19 protein-coding genes and 1 pseudogene are annotated in these 24455 nt (G+C 42.1%); 14 read left to right on the top strand and 6 right to left on the bottom strand.

Features of this window, described 5'->3' with window-relative positions; all coding sequences use genetic code 11:
• The first annotated feature begins 73 nt into the window (after positions 1-73).
• The 3 genes from AC1D0K_RS07835 to AC1D0K_RS07845 all read left to right on the top strand — a co-directional run bounded on the left by AC1D0K_RS07835 (position 74) and on the right by AC1D0K_RS07845 (position 4208).
• Positions 74-745 (top strand): Rossmann-fold NAD(P)-binding domain-containing protein, encoded by a 672-nt coding sequence (locus AC1D0K_RS07835; protein ID WP_477390174.1) that lies wholly within the window; start codon positions 74-76, stop codon positions 743-745.
• A gap of 135 nt (positions 746-880) precedes the next feature.
• On the top strand, positions 881-1612 hold the full coding sequence (locus tag AC1D0K_RS07840) for a hypothetical protein (protein WP_477390172.1): 732 nt from the start codon (positions 881-883) through the stop codon (positions 1610-1612).
• Between the two features lie 271 nt (positions 1613-1883).
• Positions 1884-4208, top strand: a complete 2325-nt coding sequence (locus AC1D0K_RS07845; protein ID WP_477390170.1) for a tetratricopeptide repeat-containing sensor histidine kinase — start codon at positions 1884-1886, stop codon at positions 4206-4208.
• 250 nt (positions 4209-4458) lie between these two features.
• Here AC1D0K_RS07845 and AC1D0K_RS07850 read toward each other — a convergent pair whose 3' ends face one another.
• Positions 4459-4695 (bottom strand): hypothetical protein, encoded by a 237-nt coding sequence (locus AC1D0K_RS07850; protein ID WP_477390168.1) that lies wholly within the window; start codon positions 4693-4695, stop codon positions 4459-4461.
• An 886-nt stretch (positions 4696-5581) separates the two neighbouring features.
• Here AC1D0K_RS07850 and AC1D0K_RS07855 point away from each other — a divergent pair.
• The 4 genes and pseudogenes from AC1D0K_RS07855 (at position 5582) to AC1D0K_RS07870 (ending at position 8696) form a co-directional block, all read left to right on the top strand.
• Positions 5582-5953 (top strand): ankyrin repeat domain-containing protein, encoded by a 372-nt coding sequence (locus AC1D0K_RS07855; RefSeq protein WP_477390166.1) that lies wholly within the window; start codon positions 5582-5584, stop codon positions 5951-5953.
• Between the two features lie 30 nt (positions 5954-5983).
• Positions 5984-6192: pseudogene (locus tag AC1D0K_RS07860) on the top strand (catalase); the annotation flags it as partial.
• Positions 6193-6375: 183 nt separating this feature from the next.
• Positions 6376-7881: an MFS transporter gene (locus AC1D0K_RS07865; RefSeq protein WP_477463040.1), complete on the top strand. Its 1506-nt coding sequence runs from the start codon at positions 6376-6378 to the stop codon at positions 7879-7881.
• A gap of 386 nt (positions 7882-8267) precedes the next feature.
• Positions 8268-8696 (top strand): winged helix-turn-helix transcriptional regulator, encoded by a 429-nt coding sequence (locus tag AC1D0K_RS07870; protein WP_477390162.1) that lies wholly within the window; start codon positions 8268-8270, stop codon positions 8694-8696.
• Between the two features lie 64 nt (positions 8697-8760).
• Here AC1D0K_RS07870 and lpdA read toward each other — a convergent pair whose 3' ends face one another.
• A complete protein-coding gene (gene lpdA / locus AC1D0K_RS07875) occupies positions 8761-10167 on the bottom strand; it encodes a dihydrolipoyl dehydrogenase (RefSeq protein ID WP_477390160.1) in 1407 nt (468 codons plus the stop codon).
• Between the two features lie 287 nt (positions 10168-10454).
• On the opposite strand from lpdA, the gene AC1D0K_RS07880 reads away from it, so the two are divergent.
• From AC1D0K_RS07880 to AC1D0K_RS07905, 6 genes are all read left to right on the top strand, one after another.
• Positions 10455-11093 (top strand): TetR/AcrR family transcriptional regulator, encoded by a 639-nt coding sequence (locus tag AC1D0K_RS07880; protein WP_477390158.1) that lies wholly within the window; start codon positions 10455-10457, stop codon positions 11091-11093.
• A 101-nt stretch (positions 11094-11194) separates the two neighbouring features.
• Positions 11195-12742: a DHA2 family efflux MFS transporter permease subunit gene (locus AC1D0K_RS07885; protein WP_477390156.1), complete on the top strand. Its 1548-nt coding sequence runs from the start codon at positions 11195-11197 to the stop codon at positions 12740-12742.
• A gap of 332 nt (positions 12743-13074) precedes the next feature.
• Positions 13075-14418, top strand: coding sequence for a TolC family protein (locus AC1D0K_RS07890; protein WP_477390154.1), 1344 nt, complete (start codon positions 13075-13077; stop codon positions 14416-14418).
• A 12-nt stretch (positions 14419-14430) separates the two neighbouring features.
• Positions 14431-15486 carry an efflux RND transporter periplasmic adaptor subunit gene (locus AC1D0K_RS07895; protein WP_477390152.1) on the top strand — a complete coding sequence of 352 codons (1056 nt, stop codon included), beginning with the start codon at positions 14431-14433 and terminating at the stop codon, positions 15484-15486.
• 7 nt (positions 15487-15493) lie between these two features.
• A complete protein-coding gene (locus tag AC1D0K_RS07900) occupies positions 15494-18562 on the top strand; it encodes an efflux RND transporter permease subunit (protein WP_477441316.1) in 3069 nt (1022 codons plus the stop codon).
• Positions 18563-18708: 146 nt separating this feature from the next.
• Entirely contained in the window at positions 18709-20109 is a 1401-nt protein-coding gene (locus AC1D0K_RS07905) for an MFS transporter (protein WP_477390148.1), read from the top strand.
• A gap of 210 nt (positions 20110-20319) precedes the next feature.
• Here AC1D0K_RS07905 and AC1D0K_RS07910 read toward each other — a convergent pair whose 3' ends face one another.
• The 4 genes from AC1D0K_RS07910 to AC1D0K_RS07925 all read right to left on the bottom strand — a co-directional run bounded on the left by AC1D0K_RS07910 (position 20320) and on the right by AC1D0K_RS07925 (position 23548).
• Positions 20320-21195 carry an NmrA family NAD(P)-binding protein gene (locus tag AC1D0K_RS07910; RefSeq protein ID WP_477390146.1) on the bottom strand — a complete coding sequence of 292 codons (876 nt, stop codon included), beginning with the start codon at positions 21193-21195 and terminating at the stop codon, positions 20320-20322.
• Between the two features lie 65 nt (positions 21196-21260).
• A complete protein-coding gene (locus AC1D0K_RS07915) occupies positions 21261-22133 on the bottom strand; it encodes an NmrA family NAD(P)-binding protein (RefSeq protein WP_477390144.1) in 873 nt (290 codons plus the stop codon).
• A 96-nt stretch (positions 22134-22229) separates the two neighbouring features.
• Positions 22230-22817 (bottom strand): hypothetical protein, encoded by a 588-nt coding sequence (locus AC1D0K_RS07920; RefSeq protein ID WP_477390142.1) that lies wholly within the window; start codon positions 22815-22817, stop codon positions 22230-22232.
• Between the two features lie 287 nt (positions 22818-23104).
• On the bottom strand, positions 23105-23548 hold the full coding sequence (locus AC1D0K_RS07925; RefSeq protein WP_477390140.1) for a DUF983 domain-containing protein: 444 nt from the start codon (positions 23546-23548) through the stop codon (positions 23105-23107).
• A 456-nt stretch (positions 23549-24004) separates the two neighbouring features.
• On the opposite strand from AC1D0K_RS07925, the gene AC1D0K_RS07930 reads away from it, so the two are divergent.
• On the top strand, positions 24005-24454 hold the full coding sequence (locus tag AC1D0K_RS07930; RefSeq protein ID WP_477390138.1) for a DinB family protein: 450 nt from the start codon (positions 24005-24007) through the stop codon (positions 24452-24454).
• The last annotated feature ends 1 nt before the right edge of the window (position 24455 follow it).

The following is a 24455-nucleotide window of genomic DNA, read 5'->3' on the forward strand; positions in this document are numbered from 1 at the left end:
TCTATACCGTAATGTGAATCAAAATTGGCGGAAAAATTACAGACTTATACAGCAGATTTAAAATGAAACTAATATGAAAGGATCAAAGCTAAAGCTCATCATAACCGGCTCAACAGGAATGGTTGGTGAGGGTGTTCTTCGGGTCGCTCTTGGAGATCAAAATATTGCAGGTGTGGTCGTAATTAACAGGAACACGGTTGGTTTCGCACATTCAAAAATGATCGAAATCTTGCACGATGATCTGTCCGATATTTCCACTTTAAAAAGTTCTTTAAGCGGCTACGATGCCTGTTTCTTTTGTTTAGGCACAACATCAGTTGGAAAAACCGAAGAACTGTATTATGATATTACGTACAATCTAACTTTGAAGTTCGCCAGGATTCTTTATCAGATTAATTCCGATATGACTTTTTGCTATGTATCCGGAGCGGCGACTGACAGTACTGAAAAAGGTAGTTCCATGTGGGCCAGGGTAAAAGGCAAAACGGAAAATGATCTGATGAAGCTTGGATTTCGCGATGCTTACTGCTTCCGTCCCGGTTTGCTCCTGCCAATTAAAGGTGCTAAAAACACTCATCGCTTTTATAAATTTCTTTCCTGGCTTTTTCCTTTTGGTCGGTTGTTATTTCCTGATTGGTTTTGTTCCTTAAAAGAACTGGCATTAGCAATGATAAAGGTCGGCCGTTACGGTTACAGCCAAAAAATATTCAAAGGGCGGGATATCGTTGAACTGGCAAGGAGCTAATTATTAATTCATACATCATATTGATCGAGCGCTAACTACAAATATTCAAAATTTACTTTTTTAATTTCTTGCCATTTGGCAAGTTGAGTCCGGCTTTTTAAACTTCTATTTATAAATTAATTTAATCAATACGACATGTCACATTATATTTCAAGTATGCCTTTATGGGCAATCGTTCTATTTATTATTGGTTTTTTTATTACTCACGTTTTTTTTGCCAGGCGCTTCAGGCAAGCTGCCATTGACGGAGGTATGTCATTGGGTAAATCCAATCGCATTCAACTGGTCATCATCGTGTTTTTTACAGCCTTTTTTATTTACGCTTCAGCACTTGCCCTACTCGGTATTCTGGATAAGGATACGATCCCCCCTATGGGTATAATATGTGCCGGCTTTCCTTTAGCAATTCTTTTGTTCGGCATCTTAGGAAACACCGGACTTTACAAAGACTTATTGCGGGCGATAACCCTGGAATCCCTGATCACTCTACATGTGTTCCGTATAATAGGTATATTTTTCATCCTCTTGTATTTTTATAACCTTCTTCCCGCCGGATTTGCTTTTTCTGCCGGACTGGGCGATATCATTACCGCAGTGCTGGCATATCCCGTTGCTATGATATATGCGAAAGGAAAATCCTGGAGAATTCCCGTGGTTTATGCCTGGAACATAATAGGAATTTTTGACGTAGTAAATTTACTAATTATCGCCGTCATAATCTTAAAAAGCAACCTTGGTCCGGGAGAGCTAGGTATACGAGAAATCGACCTGTTCCCATTCTCGTATTTTGCGGCTTTCGCTCCGGTTGTTTTAATATTTCTGCATGTTGCGGTTTTCAAGAAAATAAATCAGCTGAAAGCAAGATAATTGAAAAGAGTCGTCATTCCATATCTAAATGAAATGGGTTTCGTGGGGTTGTTATCCTAAGCAAGGTTAACATAATTTTAAATAGTAAGATTACCGCTTCAGGATACTTTATTTCGGATTAAAGGTGTTTATTTACGATATAGGGCAACAAGAAAACTGCTCTTTCCCGGTAAAATATTGGTAAACAATATATTGATATATGGCATAACGTTGGCATTGCGAGCAATGGTTTAAGAGCATAATCTTAACTTTTATTTCGCAGTATCTGATCATGAAGCCAGGTTTATATTTCGTCGTCGCCGTATTATTTTTTATTTTTATTACTACTGATAATGCATCGTGTCAATCTTTTATTGAGTTAGATCGGGCTACCCCAAATACTAATCATATTCAAAATGATACCAATCAAGTGTTATTGCTATTAAAACGCAGTAAGGATTTGATTATGAAATCAGAGATAACAAAAGCCGAAGTCGATAGTTCCGAAAGAATAATGAAACAAGCCGGGCAGCTCGCGGACAAGCTCAATTATTTGCGTGGACAAGGAAATGAACTCCTTGTTTACGCGCTGATTTTAAGGCAGAGGAAAAAAAACGATCAGTCATTCAAAACCGCTTTGCAGGCTATCAAAGTCTTTGTGAAAACAAACGATTTTGCAGGCCAGGCAGACGGCTTCAATATTATCGGAGATGGTTTGTCTAATAATGACGACCAAATCGTGCAACGCATCAGCTATTTTCAGAAGGCAATACAAATGCTGATCAAGTCAGGCCAAAGAGAACGCGCAGCTATACTGTTAACCTATTTGGGCGATCTTGAGATATGGAATTCTCAATATGACGGTGCTTTAAAAGATCTTAATCATTCTTTGATAATTTTTCAGTCGATCGGGTATAAAAAGCTCCAGGCCACTTATGATTTAATCGGTTACGATTACCTTCATATGGGCAACATCAATGAAGCCTTAAAATACAATTTGTTAGCAGTTCAAACGGCAGAGACCAATGGCGAATCAGGCACCTTGTTGAGTACTATTTATAACCGAACAGGTCTTACCTATTCATTTGCGGAAAATTGGCGAAAGGCTGCTGAATATCAAAAAAAAGCATTGCGCCAGGCTTACAAAATGAAAGATTCGTTAGCAATAGTTCAAATTTCTTTTAACGTTGGAGCGAGTATGCTAAAAAGCAATAATACTGCTGAAGCCATCCCGATAATCAATAGCGTAAAATCGTTCAAGATTTTTAAAGAAGATAATACTTGGAAAGCGCGGGCTGCCACATTATTACTTAAAGCATATATCCAAAAGAAAGATTACAAATCCGGTGAAATTTACTTTAAGGAGTCAAAGAAATTTCTCGCTTTAAAGGACATTGAACAAAATGTTTATGTTAAGATATTCTCTGGTATCATCTTATATTATCAGGTAACAAATCAATTTGAGAAAACATATCCATATATAGCTGCACATACAAAGTATCGAATAACATCCAAGGTTTCCATACCAATAGACGATAACGATGATCTGCGACTTTTTAAAGCTGATTCGGCTGCCGGAAAAATGTTTTCAGCAGTTAGGCATTTACAGCGCTATATGTTTTTCAGCGACTCTGTAATGAGTGAAAAAAACAGAAAGCAAGCCGCACTGCTGGAAATACAATTCGAAGCAGATAAAAAAGATAGAGATATTCAGTTCAAAGCTAAAAATATAAAACTTCTTACCAGGCAAACTCAATTACAACAAATCAGTTTCCGGCAGGAACGTATAATCCGTAATTGGATAATTGCGGCTTCGGGATTATTGTTACTTGTGATAGCTATACTTTATAACCGGTTTAGACTAAAAAAGCGTAACAATCGCTTTTTAGAAGCCCAGCATCTTGCTTTAAAGGTTCAGCAGGAGGAAATCAACAAAAAGAACGAGGACTTAATCCATCTAAGTGAAAAACAATCAACGTTATTGAAAGAGAAGGAGTGGTTACTGCGGGAAATTCACCACCGGGTAAAAAATAACCTTCAGATAACTATGAGTTTACTGAATATTCAATCCTCCTATATGGAAACAGGTTTTGCGCTTGATGCAATTTTGAATAGCCAGCGTCGGATGCAGGCAATGTCCTTAATTCATATCAAGCTCTATCAGTCTGATAACCTGGCGTACATTGATATGTCCAGCTATATTCCTGAACTGGTAGGGTATTTGAAAGATAGTTTTAGTGATGAAGATTTTATCATTTTTGAACTTCATACTCCTTCTTTTCAATTAGATATTTCACAAGCAGTTCCAATCGGACTTATCCTTAATGAAGCAATAACAAACGCCATTAAATATGCGTTTCAAGGGAGAAACACCGGACGAATTAAGATTGTAATGGAACAGGATGATAACGAGGTGTATCTCCTGAAAATAATCGATGACGGAGTAGGCATGCCCGAGAATAAGGGTGATAAAAAAGATTCTTTTGGCATGAACCTGATGCGTGGACTCACTCAACAAATTCAGGGTGAGTTTTGTATCGAAAATAAAAATGGAACAACAGTAACTGTCTGTTTTAAAGATGTTAAATTAATGTTAGAGGAATTAGATACGAAATAGCTAAAATGCAAGTCGTCTCTATTTTCGGATACTCGTATTTCTTAAGAAAATGGGGGCCAATATTCCTCGAATGTTTCTCTAACCTCTTGTTCTTCAAGATAGGATTGACCATAATAATTTGATGATCAGCTCCCGCTGGGCCATGAACGTGTAAACGAAGGTCTCCATACACTTGATATGGCCTGCAATGGACATAGTCGGCCACGCTCCCTGGCCACTGTCATAAGCGCTGAGGGCGGCCTCCAGCGCCTCATTGGCTTCCTTTGCTCCGCAAACCGGGATAAGTGCCGATAAGCTTTCGCTTAAGTCCGCCGTTGCCATCGGGTAACTGAACCGGCGAGTAAACTGCCGCTACATCGCCGTCCCATAGGCGCATCTCTCCGTCTACAAGATATTCCCGTTGATGAATTTCATCAATGCGAAACTCAGCTGACATTTGATCTTCTGCAATAAAAATGATTTGCGGGGTGTTTTTTAAATCTTGCATACTTCTATTTAAACGTTCAATAATATCTGCCAAGGTTATGCTAAACCCCGAGCCGGACTAAAGCTTAACGCAGTACTTCCTAACCAAAGTCAATGAAAATGCCATGAATTGACCTTTTGTTCTTCAGTTAATTAGAAAAATGTTCCACATTTTCAGGTATGATATATCGAAAAATTACCGTAAGTAATACGAATTTAAACGATTCGCGGCCAAGGTATCTCCGGCTCGATCTTACGCTAACATGGAGTGTTTTCTTAAAGAACCGCTACTGCCACGGGCCGAAATTGTCCTCTGGTTCCTTTTCCGGTACGAAAGCCACGAATAGAATAGTGCCTGCTGATCCCAGCAGCATAATTTTTGACAAAATAAAAAGTATCGTTTCCATAAATTTTGAATTAAGTGTACTGCTATGAATTCAATATTTGGCCCATTATTTAAAATATTGAAAATCAAATAATTATGATTTTATGTCTTGTTTATTTTTACTGTATTTCGCTGAATAGCGCCCCTTAGCTGCGAATAAATATGAAAATGGCTGTGCTGCCCGCCGCATTTTCATATTTAAAATATTACGGATCTATATTAATCATACTTCCGGGGGACCAAAATGTAATAGACTAAGTTATCCAAGACTATAAAAACTGCTTAATGCATAGATGATTAATGTAATTGACTACCGGATTTCGGGAACCCCATTGTATAAAAACGAAATAGGGTAGCGTTTTGCGAAACTTAAAATGCTCAGGTGTTTGTAAAACAGTCAATTGTGTGATGGTATATGGATGGCATATAGTGATGCGTGCTGATGACTTGGGTGGCGTATACAAAATTAAACTGCCTGATAGCCCGACATCCATACGGATCGGTTTACTAATTACATTTAACTATGAATATTTTTGACGCTGCTAAATTTAACCAGGCGGATGATTTAAAAGAGGCCTTGCTGATTATGTCACCGGATAGCCGGGACGCGGCAGGCAACACACCATTGATGCGTGCTTCCTACTATAATAACCTGGAAACTGCAGAACTCTTGCTGCAGGCTGGAGCCTTCCCGGATGAAGTTGATAGTAAAGGTAACACCGCGTTGATGGGTGCCTGCTTTAAAGGCTTTACTGCATTGGCAAATAAACTGCTAGCGGGTGGTGCGAACATGGAAGTACGCAACGGCAACGGGGCTACCGCTTTGACCTTCGCGGCGACTTTGGCCGTTCTGAAATCATCGCACTGCTGTTGGCACATGGCGCAGACCCTTTAAGCCAGGATCGTTTCCGTAAAAATGCAATTGAAGCAGACACCGGTATTTGTCCGTTTGTCAACCGTGATCCATGGTGGCCATTCTCCGGAAACTCACCGCGATCCGCGTGGATCGCGGTGAAATTCTACACAGAAGATGGTAACTGGGATCTTGTAGGAAATAACTTAAAGGTTTTTTTTATCCGGGACGCGATCAAATTTCCGGACTTCATCCACTCTTTTAAGCCTGATCCGGTAACGACCCGCGTTCAACGATCGCCTTAATCTAAACTCTAGAAATTAGATCTATATGGAAAATAAAATTAAAAGTCACTTCTGGGTTTAACGCGGCAAGCATTGCATTATTAGTTACTTTTATATAATAATCCCAATCAGTTACTTATGACAACAGTATCATTGAAAAGTACTGCAGGGAAGTGGGTTATGGTGTCTGCCATACTCGCTTCAGCAATGGCCTTTATTGACGGTACGGCTTTAAATGTGGTTTTACCCGCTTTGCAAAGGAGCCTTAACGCCAGTGGTACCGATCTATTCTGGATCTTAAATGCGTACCTATTGATACTCGCCTCGCTTATGCTGATTGGCGGTTCCCTGGGCGATAAGTTAGGCAGGAAAAAAGTTTTTATGGTTGGTATCAGTCTATTTCTGATGGGTTCGGCAGCTTGTGGATTTTCCGGTAGTGTTATTGTCTTGGTAGTATGCCGCATAATTCAGGGCATAGGTGGAGCTTTGATGATTCCGGGAAGTTTATCGCTGATCTCAGCATCGATCAATGAAGAAGAAAAAGGCAAAGCTATTGGTACCTGGTCTGCGTTTACAACAATAATCATGATGGCCGGGCCGATTTTGGGTGGCGCTCTGGCTGATGCTGGCCTGTGGCGTTATATCTTTTTTATTAATTTGCCGATCGGTGTCATCGCGTTATTGATGCTGTGGCTCAAAGTCGATGAAAAAATTGATGACAATGCAGATCATACTATTGATTATCCCGGCGCCATTGCCATCACCTTTGGGCTTGCATCGTTAACTTTTGGTTTTCTTCGCGTACCAGCTGTGGGTTGGCAAAGCTGGCATTCTTATGGCCCGCTGATCGCCGGTACCGTTTTATTAATGATCTTTATCATTATACAACGAAAAAGTAAACATCCCATGATGCCCTTGCAGCTTTTTAAGAACCTGACATTTAGCGGGGCTAATCTGCTTTCCTTTTTTTTATATGCCGGTTTGGGTGCCGGGATGCTATTTTTATCGCTAAACTTTGTTCAGATACAAGGCTATAATCAATTACAATCGGGGCTGACTTTTCTTCCGTTTACGGTACTGATCATCACCATAGCACGTTTTGCAGGTAGCCTTGCTGATAAATACGGTCCACGGCTATTCCTCATTTTCGGCCCTGCAGTCGCAGGTTGGGGCTTGTTCATGCTATCTTTTATCAAACAAACCGAAGGGCCTTCAGCCTATTGGACTACTTTTTTTCCCGGCATTTTTGTGTTTGGGTTGGGAATGTCATTCACCGTAGCACCGTTGACGACCGCCGTAATGAGTTCGGCGGATGCCCTCTTATCCGGCGCGGCATCCGGTATTAACAACGCAGTAACAAGAATAGCGGCTGTATTTGCTAACGCCATATTTGGCGCGCTGGCGGTGCTGTTCTTTTCAGGCGCATTGGCAGATCAGGTTAAATCTATAAAACTCGACGACTCAGAAAGGGAAGTTGTAATGGCGCAAGCGATAAATTTAGGCGGTGCCAGAGTGCCGCCCGGTTTGTTTGCAAGAGATCAGGAACAGGTAAAAAAAGCTTATGGTCAAAGTTTTATTAGTGCTTATCGTAAAATTATGCGCATATCGGGGACGCTCGGTTTAATAGGCGGGTTAATGGGTTTCGCTTTTGTTAGAAATATGGCGATCAAAAAGGTGGGTGAGTAAATATTGATCTTAACCATAGAATTACAGATGTGATATCTCATTAGTGCAATGAGAAACAACTTATTTTTCTAAAAAAGAAGAATTAAATGCGGAACGAAGTGAGGGATTGGGTCCTGATGTCCCTGCAAGTCGTTTTGACAAAGTCAAAACATGGCTTGCTTTAAATAGCTATAGTGTTAACCGACTAAGAAAAGAATATTAGGTAAGGACCTCGATGCAAATTATATAAAGTTCAAACTGGAGCCCATGCATATGATGCAGGGGCTTTTTTGCATTAGTAAGATTTGGTTTGGCTAATAATAAATGTATATTTGCAACCACTTGTTAATTAAAACTGCTTGCTAAGTAATAATGGAAGCGCAAATTAATCCTAAAGGTTATTAATTATGGAAAATCATAGGTCGTTCTGTCCGCTGAATCTGATCGTGGAAATCATTGGAGATAAGTGGAGTCTGCTTATCCTTCGCGATATGATGTTTGAAAATAAGCGAAATTTCAGGCAGCTCCTGCAAATGGAGGAACATATTTCCTCGAATATTTTAACAGATCGAATTAACGTGCTGGAAAGAGAAGGCTTATTAACCAAAGCCGCTGATCCTGATCATAAACAAAAGATCACTTACAGCCTGACCGAAAAAAGCATTGACTTAATGCCTATGCTGATCGAAGCTATGAAATGGAGCGTTAAACATGAGGCAGTAGACCGTGTAAAATATAAACCCGCCGTAGATCTGGTTTCTGCAACCCCAGAATTCCAGCAGGACATGGCTCAGGGCCTGATCAAACAGCATGTTGCGGCAAAGCCCGGTAAATAAATAGTGCCTGATGAAAATGCCGGCATGATAATCCATATACCGGCATTTTCATAATTACTTCTGATTAGATGTTGATTGCTCCCTGGCCTGCGGCGATCAGGTAAGCATCTTTCAATGCTTCAGAGTACGTAGGATGTGCATAGCTGATGCGATACATATCCTCAGCGGTGACTTCGTACTCCATACCCACCACAGATTGTGCGATCACATCGGCAGCTCTCGGCCCAATAATGTGGACACCCAAAACTTCACCATACTGTGGTGATACCAGCACTTTTACAAAGCCATCCGTATCATTTGCAGCCCTTGCACGACCACTCGCCGAATAAGGGAAACTACCTTTGCTATAAGCTATTCCCTTAGCTTTCAATTCTTCCTCAGTTGAGCCTACTGCTGCCACTTCCGGCCAGGTGTAAACTACGCCGGGGATAAGGTGGTATTTAACATGCGGCTTTTGTCCATTGATCACCTCTGCCACAAACACGCCCTCATCCTCCGCTTTATGCGCCAGCATAGCGCCAGCGATAACATCCCCGATGGCGTATATATTATGTACGTTGGTCCGCAATTGACCATCCACCTTGACCTTGCCGTTTTTTTCTGTTTCCACACCTATCGCCTGCAGGTTCAGCCCGTCTGTATAAGCACGCCTTCCAACCGCGACGAGGCAATATTCGGCCGTAATCTCCTGCACTTTGCCTTCATGATCTTCAAATTTTACGGTTGTGTTACCTCCGGTATTGGTGGCCGACTGAACCTTACTCCCTAATAAGGACTTAATGCCCAGCTTTGAAAGTGTCTTAAAGAGAGCTTTGCCCAGTTCATGATCCATCGTAGGTATGAGTGTATCGGTATATTCAATGATGGTGACCTCTGTACCGATCCGTGCAAAAACCGATGCCATTTCGACCCCTATGACGCCACCTCCGATGATAACCATCGATTTTGGAAGTGCGGGTAGCGACAATGCTTCCGTAGAGGTTATAATCCGGTCTTTATCGATCGTCACTCCCGGAATAGAAGATGGTTTAGACCCGGTCGCGATGATGAAATATTTGCTTTCCAGCATGGTTTCCTTGCCTTCATTACTTAACTTCAAGTGCGTACTGTCAACAAAACTTCCTAGTCCTGTATGCACATCGATCTTGTTTTTCTTCATCAGGTAGCTCAGTCCTGAAACATTCGATTTTACCACGCCATCCTTACGTTTGAGAAATTGCTCAAAATTCAGGTTTAAGCCGTTATTCAGTTCAATACCGTGAAGCTCAAATTCTGTCTTCGCCTTGTGAAAGTGCTCCGTACTGTCCAGTAACGCCTTTGCAGGTATACAGCCGACATTCGTGCAGGTCCCGCCCAGGGTACTGTACTTCTCAACGATCCCAACCTTGTATCCCAGTTGCGATGCGCGGATAGCCGCGGTATATCCCCCGGGACCGGATCCTATTACGATGATATCATATTGATTTTCCATAATTTTTATAAGACTAAATTCAAAAAATATACCAAACGGTACATTGTGACAATAGTTCAGTGGTGATTTGTTAAAATACTTTAGGATAACTATTGCCAGCTATTAATCTACAATAATGCCAGGTTGCAACTGTTTGATTATAATGAAGTTATTCTAAGTGGCTTCTTGTTTACGATACGATATTTCGCAATTCAACATTTCAATTACTTTAAAAGGTTTCCGCAGAACGCTAGATAAAGGGATCGCAAGTGAATTTTGCTTTACAGTGACAGAGAAAATGAAATTTTATGAAAATATATAATACCAATTGGTATATTTGTACGATGGAAAGTAACCTATCGAAAGCTGAGCGTACCAGGCAGTTCATTATCGAGACCACGGCGGACATCTTTAATATGAAGGGTTTCGCAGGCACTTCTATGTCTGACATAACTGAAGCAACTAAGCTAACCAAAGGCAGCATTTATGGAAATTTTGAAAATAAGGAAGCTGTTGCCCTCGCTGTTTTCGATTTTAATTTAAGTAAAGTAAGTAAGGCTATTCAGGACAGGGTAAATAAGGCCGTAAATTACCATGATAAGTTAATTGCCTATGTTGAAGTTTACGACCGTTTCTCCAGGGGCACTTTTCCCAAAGGCGGATGCCCGCTGCTGAATACTGCAGTCGATGCTGATGACACCAATAGCTTGCTAAAGGACAAAGCGGCGAAAGCAGTTAACCGGTGGAAGAAAGGACTTCAGGAATACATCAAAGAAGGGATTGCTGCTGGCGAATTTAAGAGTGACACGGATCATAACAGGATTGCACTTTCTATTATCGCACTGATTGAGGGCGGGGTAATGATCTCCAAAGTTACTGACAGCCAAGCCAACCTCGATCAGGTGATGCATACGGCATCGCTTATTATCGGGCAAATGAGAATTTAATTTTTTTAATTATTTTATACCAATCGGTATTTTTTTAGTTTACTTCCCGGCGTTTTTTAATTATTAACACACGTGCTTTAAAATACCGATTGGTATAAAAAATGACTCCATTTCAAAGAAAACTCCTCATCTTTACTGTGATCCTCGCTGCGATCATGGAATTAATCGATACCTCCATTGTTAACGTTGCGCTCTCTTACATGAGCGGTAACCTGGGTGCAACGCTGGAAGATACTTCCTGGGTTATTACCTCTTACGCCATTGCCAATGTGATCATTATTCCCATGACCAGTTTCCTTACCGCTAAACTTGGGCGCCGGAACTATTATATCGGTTCAATCGTCATGTTCACATTGTGTTCGCTCATGTGTGGACAGGCAGAAAGCCTTTGGACCCTGGTATTATTCCGCTTTTTGCAGGGGCTGGGCGGAGGTGCTTTGTTATCCGTATCCCAGGCTGTAGTTTTTGAACTGTTCCCTAAAGAAAAGCAAGGGATAGCCAGTGCATTATTTGGCGTAGGTGTATTTTTGGGCCCCACTATAGGTCCAACGTTAGGCGGATTTATCACAGAACATATTTCATGGCCGTGGATATTTTATATCAATATTCCTATTGGGATTTTTGCAGCGGTATCTTGCTTTTTTTTACTGACTGAAGCGCCAATCAAGGTTCTTGTCAAGCGAATCGACTGGACCGGAATCGCTTTACTGGCCATTGGTGTAAGTACTTTACAAACCGTTTTAGAAAGAGGAGAAACAGAAGATTGGTTTGAAACCGGTTACATTATCTGGTTTACGGTTATTGCCATTATATCTTTGGTCGCTTTCATTATCTGGGAGCTCAAGATTGATTACCCGGTGGTAAACCTTCGGGTATTGAAAAGCAAAACGTTGAGCATTGCAGCTATACTGACATTTGTCACAGGCATCGGCTTGTTTACCTCTGTTTTTTTAACACCGGTAGTTGCACAACGCTTGTTAGGCTTTACACCATCGCAAACTGGTTTGTTATTGTTACCCGGAGCCCTTTTAGCGATTGTTGGGCTGATCATGTCAGGGAAATTACTTCAGTCCGGCGTGCCGGCGGTTGCCATTATTGCAGTTGGTTTCTTTTGTTTTATCTATTTCAATTGGCGGATGGCGCAGATTACGTTAGAATCGCCCGCATCAGAGATAACCTTTACCCTCGTATTCCGTGCCTTAGGGCTCGCTTTTCTAACCGTTCCTTTAACGGCTTTGGCTATATCATCCCTGGAACCAAAGGATGTACCCCAGGGTGCTGCATTAAATAATATGATGCGGCAGCTGGGAGGATCATTTGGTATCTCTATTATTAATACTTACTCTTTTCAACGCATAGCCTCACACAGGGTTGATCTGATCACGAATATTACCGCAACCAACCCCCGGGTGACTGAAAGGCTCAACGGTTATACGGCTAATTTTCTTAAGCATGGAATAGGCCTGCAGGATGCAAAACTTAGAGCAATGAAGTTGCTGGATATGACCATCGTCAGGCAATCTGCACTGATGAGCTACCTGGACAGTTATATGCTGATCGGATTGCTTTTTGTCCTCGCCCTGCCGCTGTTATTATTTGTGCTGAAAGCTAAAAAGCCCGTTCCCGGACAAATAATCTCGGATCATTAAAAATATATACTGACTCTCTTTGTGAGTCAGCAGATTGCTACTGACGTTGCAAGCCTGAGAAGCTTGGGATTCATCCCGCGACCGGTTGATTTGCGAGATAAAGTAAAGTTTCTCACTAAAGATATTTTATAATGTACTGATTGTTAGATATTTATATAGTGGCATCAATTTCGCCCCTTTGGGTTTGCTAATACCAAAAAGGGTGCAGTTCAGTGGAAAATATCAGGCAAACATTATAAAGCAACGAAATACACTGCTCCTGAACAATGCTTGTGCTGATGCATGTATTAGCATAAAAATTCAGGATAGTATGTGATCAATTATCAAACACGATGAAGATATATTACAAATTTATTATAGCAGGGCTGGTGATCATTGCTCAGCCATCATTCTCACAGACCATGCTGGATGAATACATCAGACAAGGGCTGAGCAGTAACCAAAGCATCCAGGAACAAAACTTTGTTTTAGAACGGAATATATATGCCCTGAAAGAAGCTAAAAGCCTGTTCCTGCCAAATGTGGCTTTCAATGCTTCCTACACTAAAGCAGACGGCGGGCGTACGATAGATGTTCCGGCAGGTGACCTTTTAAACAAAGCGTACGCGACCTTAAATACCTTAACCGGAGCAAGCAATTTTCCGCAAATACCCAATCAGCGGATTCAGCTTAACCCGGATAATTTTTATGATGCCAAAGTTCGCACCAGTCTCCCTTTACTCAATGCAGAACTTATTTATAATAAACGTATCAAAAATCAGCAGGTTGGCCTGCAGAGAACGGAAATATTGCTCTATAAACGGGAACTTGTTAAGGATATCAAAAAGGCTTACTATCAGCTGGCTAAAGCAGAAAATGCCATCAGCATATATGGGAATTCATTGAAACTGGTTAAAGAAAATAACCGGATTAATAAGGCGCTCTACAAAAATGACAAAGCCAATAGAACTGCAGTGATCCGGAGTGAAAATGAAATAGCCAGGATCACCGCCCAGTTGATCACTGCCGAACAAAATAAAAAATCGGCTCGTTCTTATTTCAATTTTTTAATCAATAAGCCTTTAACAGACAGTGTTCAGCTGGAACCAAATGCAATTCTGCCGGGTAGGGAATCGTCGGACACATCCGTAAACCGTCGTGAGGAACTCTCTAAGATCAAACAGGCGATTGCGATTAATTCAAACGTGGAAGGATTGGCCAGGGCCTATAACATCCCCAAAATAAACACTTTCTTGGATGTCGGATCCCAGGCTTTTGATTTTAAGTTTAACGGCGATAGCAGGTATTACCTCTTCGGTTTATCGCTCGAATGGAACCTCTTTGGTTCGGGGAGATACTCCTATAAACGTAAACAGGCTGAATCTGCACACCGAAGTTTGCTTGCAGAGAGCGCCTACGTCGAAACGCAATTAAGAAATCAGTTGAATGTTGCAAAAAACGATTTTCAAAGTACTGTCGCGCAATATGATGCTGCGCAATCCCAACTGAAAACAGCGGATCTTTATTACCGGGATGAACTTCGGCTTTACAAAGCGGGCGAAGCCATTTATATTGAATTACTGGATGCCCAAAACCAGTTGATTAATGCACAATTAGACGCTAATAACGCCCTTTTCGATGCCTGGATCAGGTATGCAGATATCGAACGGGCAACGGCAAGCTTCAACTTAAATTAATTAAAAAAAAACATGATGAAATCATACTTAACCCCGATGTTCTTGCTGAGTTTCTTATTGTCGCTAAACTCTTGCAAGCATAAATCCAAAGACTTAGAAAAATCTATCAACACCGACTTGATACCAGTAAAAGTTGTTGAGATTGCTTCTATAAAAAGCAGCGCTGAAATTTCAGCCACCGGCTTGGTCTCTACTGAAAATGAAGCAAAATACGCCTTTAAGATTGGCGGAATCATTGCATCTGTCTTAGTGGAAGAAGGTCAGTTTTTTAGGAAAGGTAAGTTGCTCGCGACCTTAAATGACACGGAGATTGGCGCGGGGCTTGATCAGGCCCGGTTAAACGTTGATAAAGCCAGAAGAGATTATGACCGTACGGTTAATCTTTACAAAGATAGCGTAAACACCCTGGAGCAGATGCAGGATGCTAAAACCAGGTTAGACCTGGCCATTCGCTCCCGCGACGCTGTCGCATTCAATGCGCAATATTCCAGGATTTACGCCACAAGTGATGGTTTCGTCAGCAAAAAAGTCGGGAATGCAGGGGAAGTCATAGCGCCTGGTTCCCCGGTTCTTGAAATCAATCAGACAGATGGCAATAACGAGTATTTGCTGAAGGTGGGTGTGACGGACAAGGAATGGGTAATGATCGCGATGGGGCAGCAGGCCCAGGTTACATTGGACGGTTATCCGGGCGATACGCTTAAGTCATATGTTTTCCGGAAATCTCAGATTGCAGGTAATGGTGACGGTGCTTTTCAGATAGAACTGAAGTTGCAAGCAAAGAATTACAAACCGGCTATCGGCATGTTTGGTAAAGCCATAGTCGCTGTAAAAGAACAAACAACAAGCACACTTATTCCTTACGACGCACTAATTGAGGCAGACGGAAATAAGGCATTCGTGTTTACCGTAACGAGTAATGGTCGTGTTAAACGGGTACCGATCATTATCGAGAGATTTAACAATAAGGATGTTTATGTTAAAAGTGGATTAGAAAATATCCAAAAGATTATCATATCCAACAGTGCTTTTTTAAATGAGCAGTCTCAGATCAAAATCATAAAATAAGCCAGATATGAAAATCACCAATTACGCGGTAAAAAATTACCAGTTTACGCTGATCATGTTTGCTATGGTTGCGGCTGTTGGATTAGCAACACTTTTTACAATGCCACGTGCCGAGGACCCGGCGCTTCATCCGCCCTCTTATGTCGTTACCGTCATTTACCCGGGAATCAGTCCGAAAGAAATGGAAGAAACGGTGGTTAAGCCCCTCGAAAAAAAGATCTACCAGCTGGACAATATTGCCAAAATCCTGACGACCATAAAAAACGGGCTGGCCGTGTTAACTATCGATTTTAAATATGGAGTCGATGTCGAAAATAAATACCAGGAGCTGTCTACTGAAGTAAATGCGCTGAAAGGTACCGAGCTGCCCAAAGATATTTATTCCATACAGGTTAAAAAGGTCAACTCCAGTGATGTAAATGTATTGCAGATCGCGTTGGTTTCGCAAAATGCTTCTGCAAAAGTTGCCCGCAATTACGCTGATGAGCTGAAAACGCGTTTAGAAAAGATCACCGAGCTGAAGAACGTGTACTATTACGGCGTTCCGGAACAGGAAATCCGGGTTGATCTCCAACTGGATAAAATCGCCAGGTTAAAAATCCCGATCGCCGCAGTTACAGGAAGTATGCAGAGCGAAGGCGCTGACATTTCCGGTGGAAATTTGAATATGGGAGTTAAATCCTTCAACGTTAAAACCAGCGGAAAATACAGGGATGCGGACGACGTTGCCAATACCGTGGTTTACAGCAATGATGGTAAAATCACCTATCTGAAAGATATTGCCGAAGTTGGTTATAAGAATGAAGTAGAAGTACATTATACACGGCTGAATGGCTTGCGCTGCGTTTTGGTAAGTGCGGCCATGAAGGAAAACCTGAATATTGCCAGCGTTGAAAAAAAATACTTGCCGGTTCTATCAGCATATGAGAAGACACTTCCCCCGAACATTAAAATGGTCAAAAGTTTCGACCAGGGTAAGATGGTATCAAACCGCCTTAATAAATTAGGAATTGACTTTGCCATTGCGATCCTGTTGGTGCTGGTCACGCTACTTCCACTTGGAACCCGTTCCTCGATTATTGTGATGATAACGATACCGGTTAGTTTGGCTTTAGGACTGATTATACTTAATGCGTTCGGTTATTCGCTCAACCAGCTGAGCATCGTCGGCCTGGTTGTGGCGCTTGGGTTACTGGTTGATGACAGCATTGTTGTAGTGGAAAACATCGAAAGATGGCTGAGAGAGGGCCATTCCCGTTCCGAGGCGGTTTTAAAGGGTACCGCACAGATTGGTGAAGCGGTATTGGGCTGTACTGCAACCCTTATCGTGGCCTTCCTGCCATTGGCGTTTTTACCGGACAAAGCGGGTGAGTTCGTCCGGAGTTTGCCAATTGCTATTATGTCGAGCGTATTTGCTTCACTGATCGTGGCGCTGACACTAGTCCCCTTTTTAGCCAGCCGCATCCTTTTAAAACCTAAGCATGAACATGGCAACGTATTTTTAAGGGCTCTTCAAAAATTTATTAATTTTTACGGTGGGATTATGACCCACGCCCTGCACAGGCCGGTCTTGACTGCTTTAATAGCGCTGGGAATCAGCGTGTCGGCAATCGCATTATTCCCCCTTGTAGGCTTTAAACTATTTCCGGCTTCCGAAAAAGCCATGTTCCTGGTTAACCTGAATATGCCGCTGCAGACCAATCTGTCCGAAAGTGACCGGATCACCCGGAAAGTTGAAGCGGTATTAAAAACCTATCCGGAAATTAAATACTTTACGAGTAATGTCGGTAAGGGTAACCCGCAGATCTATTATAACATCCGTCAGCAGGACGAGCTTTCGGATTTTGCCCAGATCCTGGTTCAAATGGATGATGAAGCGAGGCCATCGGAAAAATTACTTTTAATCGAACGGCTTCGTAAAAAACTCACGGATTTTCCCTACGCTAAAGTAGAAGTTAAAGATTTTGAGCAGGGACCGCCAATTGAGGCACCCTTATCTATCAGAATCTTTGGGGATAATCTCGACTCCATTCGGGCAATCTCTTTCCGGGTGGAAAAAATACTGCGCGCAAATCCCGGAGCAACCTATGTCAACAACGAATTGAACGTTTATAAGACCGACATACGGGTGTCTGTTAACAGGGATAAGGCGAGATCGCTCGGAATTCAGACCGGAGATGTGGATAAGACCGTCAGATTGGCCGTTGCAGGACTGGAAGTTGCCCAGTACACCGACGAAAAAGGTGATAACCGAAGGGTGGTGATTAATGCTCCATTTCAAAAATTTGCTACGATCGACGCATTTCATAATCTGTTCGTTAATTCCTCAAAAGGAACGCCCGTCGCGCTGAGTCAGATTGCTGCTGTCAATTTTGAAACATCACCTACAGCGATCAATCATTTTAATAAAAGCCGGTTTGCCAAGGTAAATGCCTTTACAAGGGAAGGTGTTCTAGCTAATAATATATTGAAAGATGTGGTTCCAAAGATTGAGGCGCTCAAAATGCCGCAGGGGTATTATTATAAACTTTCAGGCGAAGCGGAATCTCAGGGCGATTCTCTTGGTGGAAACTTTATTTCCGTTATCATCATGAGCTCTTTCTTGTTCGTAGCCGTACTCATCCTGCAGTTTAAAAATTTCAGGGGAATCCTCATTGTGCTATCTGTAATTCCACTTGGTCTTGTCGGTGGCATCGTCCTGCTTTATCTGACCGGCAACCATATGGGGATCGTAACAATCATCGGATTTATTGGCTTGTCTGGCATCGAAGTGAAAAACTCGCTATTATTGGTTGATTTTACCAACCAGCTCCGGAAGGAGGGTATGCCGCTTGAAGAAGCGATTATACATGCCGGCGAAACCAGGTTCCTGCCAGTAGTGCTCACCTCGCTGACAGCAATCTTCGGATTAATCCCTATAGCGCTTAACCCAAACCCGAACATATCGCCTTTGGCTGTAGTGTTAATAGGCGGGTTAATCACATCAACCCTGTTATCAAGAATTCTAACACCGGTGATGTATAAATTGATACCCCCGGCAATTGAAGTTAACAACAGGGAGGAATCAAATAGCTGATGCCACTAATTTGAGCTGCGCGATCAAGCTGCTTTGCCGGTTAATCACCTCCTTTGAGAATTAGTGCCACAGGAAAATGTTGCGTTTGAATTGCAGGGCACTGTAAATTAGCAAATAATTGATTTATAAAAGTTTAAAAGTATCTTATGAGTTCTTCTAAAAACAAATGGCTTGAACTTATTATCGTCCTGGCGGCCCCGCTACTATCGGTAATTGATGTATTTATTATTAACGTAGCCATTCCTGCCATTAAAATAGGGGTACATGCAACTGATGCGGAGGTTCAGCTGGTTATTGCCGGTTACCTGATGGGCTATGCAGCGTTCTTAATTACCGGAGCCCGGGCCGGTGATCATTTTGGAAAGAAAAAGGTCTTTTTTTGGGGAATGTTGTTCTTCACCTTAACATCCTGTCTTTGCGCTTTATCCATGTCAGCATTCCAATTGAATTTTATGCGTTTCTTTCAGGGAATGAGCGCATCCTTTATGGTTCCGCAAGCTATCGCTTATATTCAGATATTGTTTACAGCGCCTGGTGAAAGGGCGAAAGCGTTCGGCTTATTTGGTATCACATTAGGTGTGGCATCCATTGCAGGCCAAATACTGGGCGGCTATCTTTCAGACACGCACTGGGCAATCGAGGGCTGGCGGCTTATTTTTCTTATTAACCTTCCGATCGGCGTCACAACCTTATGGGCTGGAAACAAGTATTTGGAAGAAACACCCGGCAATAAATCAGGTCGCTTTGACTATGCCGGCGTTTTGATTTTGACATTAGCTCTTTTTGCCCTGATTTATCCATTGATCGAAGGACGTGAAGCAGGGTGGCCAATATGGAGTATAAGCCTGATCATACTTTCATTATTACTCTTCACGTATTTTGTACATGACCAGAAACAAAAATTAAAACGTAATACGAACCCGCTTATTGATATGGGGTTATTCCGGATTAGAGACTTCAATATAGGCCTGATAGCCGTTTTGTTTCATTTTATGATGCACACCTCTTTTTTATTGATCATTGCAGTTTATATCCAGAACGGGTTGGGTATCTCAGCTTTGGATTGCGGGATTTATTTTATACCCCTGGGCACATTATTTACATTGTCATCGGTATTGGCCTCCAGGCTAATCGTTTATTTTGGCAAGCGTGTATTACAGGTAGGGATAGTAATATTATTGATGAGTTTTATATTGCAGAATATCTATTTAAAACCAGGGGTAGATGGCTGGATGGTTTTTTTATTATTGGGCATTTACGGACTTGGCAACGGCTTAGTTCTGCCTTCGTTACTAAACTTGGCATTACAAAACGTTCCTCCTGATTTCACCGGCGCTGCGGCCGGTGTTTATTCCACATTTCAGCAAACGGCATCTGCCTTAGGCGTAAGTATTATAGGCGGAGTATTCTTTTATTATACTCCTCAAGGTTTGCAGATTGCATTTGGCTGGGCAATAGCTGCGTTCATTGTATGCCTTCTTTTTGTCTCCATTATGCTTTTTCTGCTGCCGAACAGCCGGCCGCAAGCCGAAATTGGACATGATTAAACGAATTAACGGGCGTGCATATCCGTTCAAATAAAACCGCGGAACCGCAGAAGCGTTTAAACCTCTGCTTGATTTGCTGTTGATGAGCTTACCCCGGGGAGATGAATATAAAAGGCGAAGCCGGTAAAAGCTTCGCCTTTTTATTAAAAAATGCATTAATCAGTTCCTTTTTAGTCATCAGCTCTAATGAGGAACAATACCCAGGTTTCCCTAAGTTAATATCGCTTTGTTTTTTATAATAAAATCCATCATGCTTATGGGTTTCTTTCCGGTGATCTCCTCTACGTTATTGTTAGTGCCGGAAAAATAACCGTCCAGTACATCCTGTGAAATTGCCAAAATGTGTTGAGTAAAATAATCGTTCCCCATCAGGGCTGTTCTTACAGTAGGCTCAAATGCTGGGATGTCCACTGGATAGTAAGTGATTTTTCTTCCGATTACCTCCGATACCATATCTGCAATTTGATATTGAGTTAATTCTTCGAGACCAAACAGTTGATAACTTTTCCCTGCGTGGGGTTTCGGATCAGCTAAAATCGCTGCAATTACCCGTCCCTGGTCTTCACCGGTGATTGGTGCATAGGCAGTATTGCCAAAGGGATAGGAGATGGCATTCTGGGTTTTAATAGCCCGGCTTGAATATAAAAGCCATTCTGCGAACAGGGTGGGTTTCAAGTGCGTGACCGGAACGCCTGACCGATCAAAAACATTTTCAGCAATCCAGTGATTTTGCGCGGCATGACTAACGGAAGCCCGTCTTGCAGGTGCCTGAGACATATTGACGATTGCCTCAACGCCCTGTTCCAATGCTGCCTGGGCAAAGTAAGCAGTCGATTCTACGATGCCCGGCACCTGTATAGGGTATAAATAATAAGCTGCACGAACGTCATGCAGGATCTCACTAAGGCGGTTGAAATCAGAAAGATCTCCTTCTACAACTTCCACCCCCTTTGATTCGAGCTCTTTAGAACGATCGTCTATCTGGTGAACCAGGGCGCGTACCGGAATGCCTGATTTGAGCAGGTTACCGATCGCATATCTACCGGTAACACCTGTGGCGCCGGTTATTAAAACTTTTTTTTCCATGATACAAATTTCTAATTCACTTTAATCGCATATCTTATAATTAGGATTTCAGAGCACCAACTGGCTTACTCGAATGAGCTGCGGTTCTTGCGGATAAAATCAATGATAGGCATCGGTTTGCGGCCGGTGATCTCTTCGACATTGTTATTCAATCCTTCTAAAAGTCCGTCACGGAAATCCTGTGCTATTGCAGAGAGATGCTGGACAGTGTAGGGGATAAAGCCGTTTGCTTTTAAGACTTCGGCAAAAGCCGCTATCTCTAAGGGAACGTATGTAATCTTTCTATCCAATACTTCTGATAGTATCTCAGCAATCTGCGCTTGTGTAAGTTCTACGGGGCCGAACAGCGGATAGGTTTTTCCTGCGTGGCTTTCCGGGTTGGCCAGAATGGAGGCAACAACGCGCCCGATATCTTCGCCAGCTATTGCGCCGTAACGGGCATCGCCCAGCCCGGAAAGTATCCGGTTGTTTGCTTTAATATCAGCCGCGAAATATAAAAGCCATTCCTGAAATAATGTTGGTCGCAAATGGGTAACAGGAACTCCTGAACGGTCGAACATGCGTTCTGCTATCCAATGCCCTTGTGCAGCATGACTGGCAGTACCGCGCCTTGCTGTCCGCTGAGACATGTTTACGATCAGGCTTAACTTTTCTTCCGCTGCAGCCTGCGCGAAATAAGCACTTGCTTCTAATAAACCTGCTGACTGTACAGGATAAACAAAATAAGCTTTGGAAATTCCTTTCATAGCCGAGCTAACTGCATTAAAATCGGTCAGATCTCCGGCCACAATCTCTACGCCCTGGGCTTCGAGCGCATCTGAGCGTTCATCAAGCTTGTGAACTAATGCCCGCACCGGGACACCATGTTCGAGCAATTCAGTAATGGCGCTGCTGCCCGTAGCGCCTGTGGCGCCTGTAATTAATACTTTATTTTCCATGATTTTTTAATATTAGTCTTAGTAATAGTGTAATGAAAAAAATGACGCGATGAACTGTCGGATCTTTTTTCTTCAGTCAATTGTTATCTGATGATACTAAACGTCTGCTTCGTCAGTCAATAAAATACGTAGGGGGCTGATCGGCGCGAGTTCAACAAATTGGAAGTCCATCATCCCAGCTACCCCCAGGGGAAGTCTTTCCAGTAATTGGTGTGCCTCGGCAATGGTTTTCACATTCATGACAAAGACGGCACCGCTGATATCTGGTTTTACCCACCACAGCTCTATAGCGCCGGTCAAATAAAGACGAAGTGTTGCCGGGACTTCTTTGATCATTACAGGTATCCGGGCCTGCATATCCATCCCTTTGGCGTTGAATGATCCGATCGCAAGGATCTTAGAGGTTGCAATTGTCAGATCGGGTAACTTTACCGCTTCTGTACTGTTTGATTCGTTGTTCATATTGATTTTAATGGTCTTAAGTAAAGTAGATGTCGGGTGGTCAATTTTCCGGATTCTCAACTTACCTGGTAAGACAAGGTTGATGCCATTGTTTAACATGTTGATTTTTAAATCAATACGAGTATGGATCAATATTTTTACTACTATATTTCGTAAAAGAACGTTTGTTTCAACCGTTTCTAATTGCACCACATTACATTGACCGCTTTGAATAGACAGCAATAGTTAGCCTGCTCTTTTTTTGCAACTTCAGCATTTATCGACCGGTACAATCTCATTTACCTAGTCGTTGTATCAGTGATGCGCTTATCCAGATCATTCGTTGCATGTGCGTAAACATCAGGCAAACGTTCATATAAGCGGGCCTTAACACAATAAATTCTATTAAGATGATTTATTAAAAAAGAAAGTGATTAGGGAGCATTTAAAAAATCCGGAGATGATCGTCCAAATTTGTTTTCCATAAGTTTCGGATTGAATGCCTAAAAGCACGTTAGCAATTAAAAGGACTATTTCATAAAAGCATCTTCATCCGCGATTTTACGTTCAATTTTGTCTGCACTAGAACCGGGGACGTAATGTATTCCGGGTGTTAACCAAAATAATAACACCACTCTTGAATATCGGAAATTAAAAGGGGAAAGTATAATTGCAACGGTCAAAATAATAATCGTGTAAAGCCAGGGGTTCGCACTTCCTGACAGAATGGAAACAGAAACGGCAATGGTGACCATTTCCGCAACATTAAAGGCATAGCTTAATAGCATAGCTACATAAAAGTATCCAGGCTCAACCTCAAAAATCAGGTTACAATGAGGGCATGCCGTGTTCATATGCTGTCCGTGAAAACCATACATACTGTTGGAGAACATATTTCCCTGACGGCACCTCGGACATTTGGCCTGTAAAAAAGCGGGCCAGACCGGTAATTCTTTTTTTAACTCTTCGACCATGATTCAGATTAATAAACAAGCAATGTTACCCAACATTCAATGTTGCAATCATCGCCAATCTGATGCCAAGTTTTATTTATCTGTAAATCAATAGGATAAGATTGCTTCGTTACTAATTGATCTACGATATTTCGTTAATAGTCAACTTGTAAAACGAATTAACATGAGCTGCTGCCTCATTATACATCTTTAGAACGGGGCTTTTATTAGTGCTATGAGCCTTCTTAATTAAAATTTCCGAATGTTTCATTGCCGATATACGAAATATCGTCATGGCGAAATGGGCTTAAATCTGTAAAGTACTGAAAACTAAATATATAAATAGTGGCATGTAATTGGGCAGCATCTACACGCTGCGTAGGCGAGGTATAGTCCAAAGTATGCCGTTAATACAGGATTATTTGGCTCGTACCTCGATAGTTTTCACCTACATCAATTTAATGACAACCTAAGATAATGAACGAATACTTTAACAATCTACGACTCAAACGGTCCAGGCTTCTGGACTCCACATCCGGGTTAACTCCCGATCAATACAACTTTGTTCCCCCAGGCTTTAATAATAACGTGATATGGAATATGGGACATGTTTTAACCGTCAGTGATCGCCGGCTTGAACGTGAGCACGGGTTTTCACCCCCTGATCATGCGATCGATCCCGGTCTTTTCGCCAGGGGTACCAGACCGTCATTTGTTTTTGATCAGCCCGCAATTCAAGCGATCAGATATGAATTGCTTCATTCAGTTGCCGTGTATGAACAGAAAAGCATCGCGGTGTTGGGCACCGCAGATATTTCCGGCACAATGGCCGGTTCAATGGAATTTCTGCTATTCCACGATGACTACCACTATTTCCGCATCGTAGAGCTTTTAAAAGCGACAGCGCACCTTTCCCTGATTGTATAAT

The organism is Mucilaginibacter sp. P1_A3 (genome assembly GCF_056406855.1).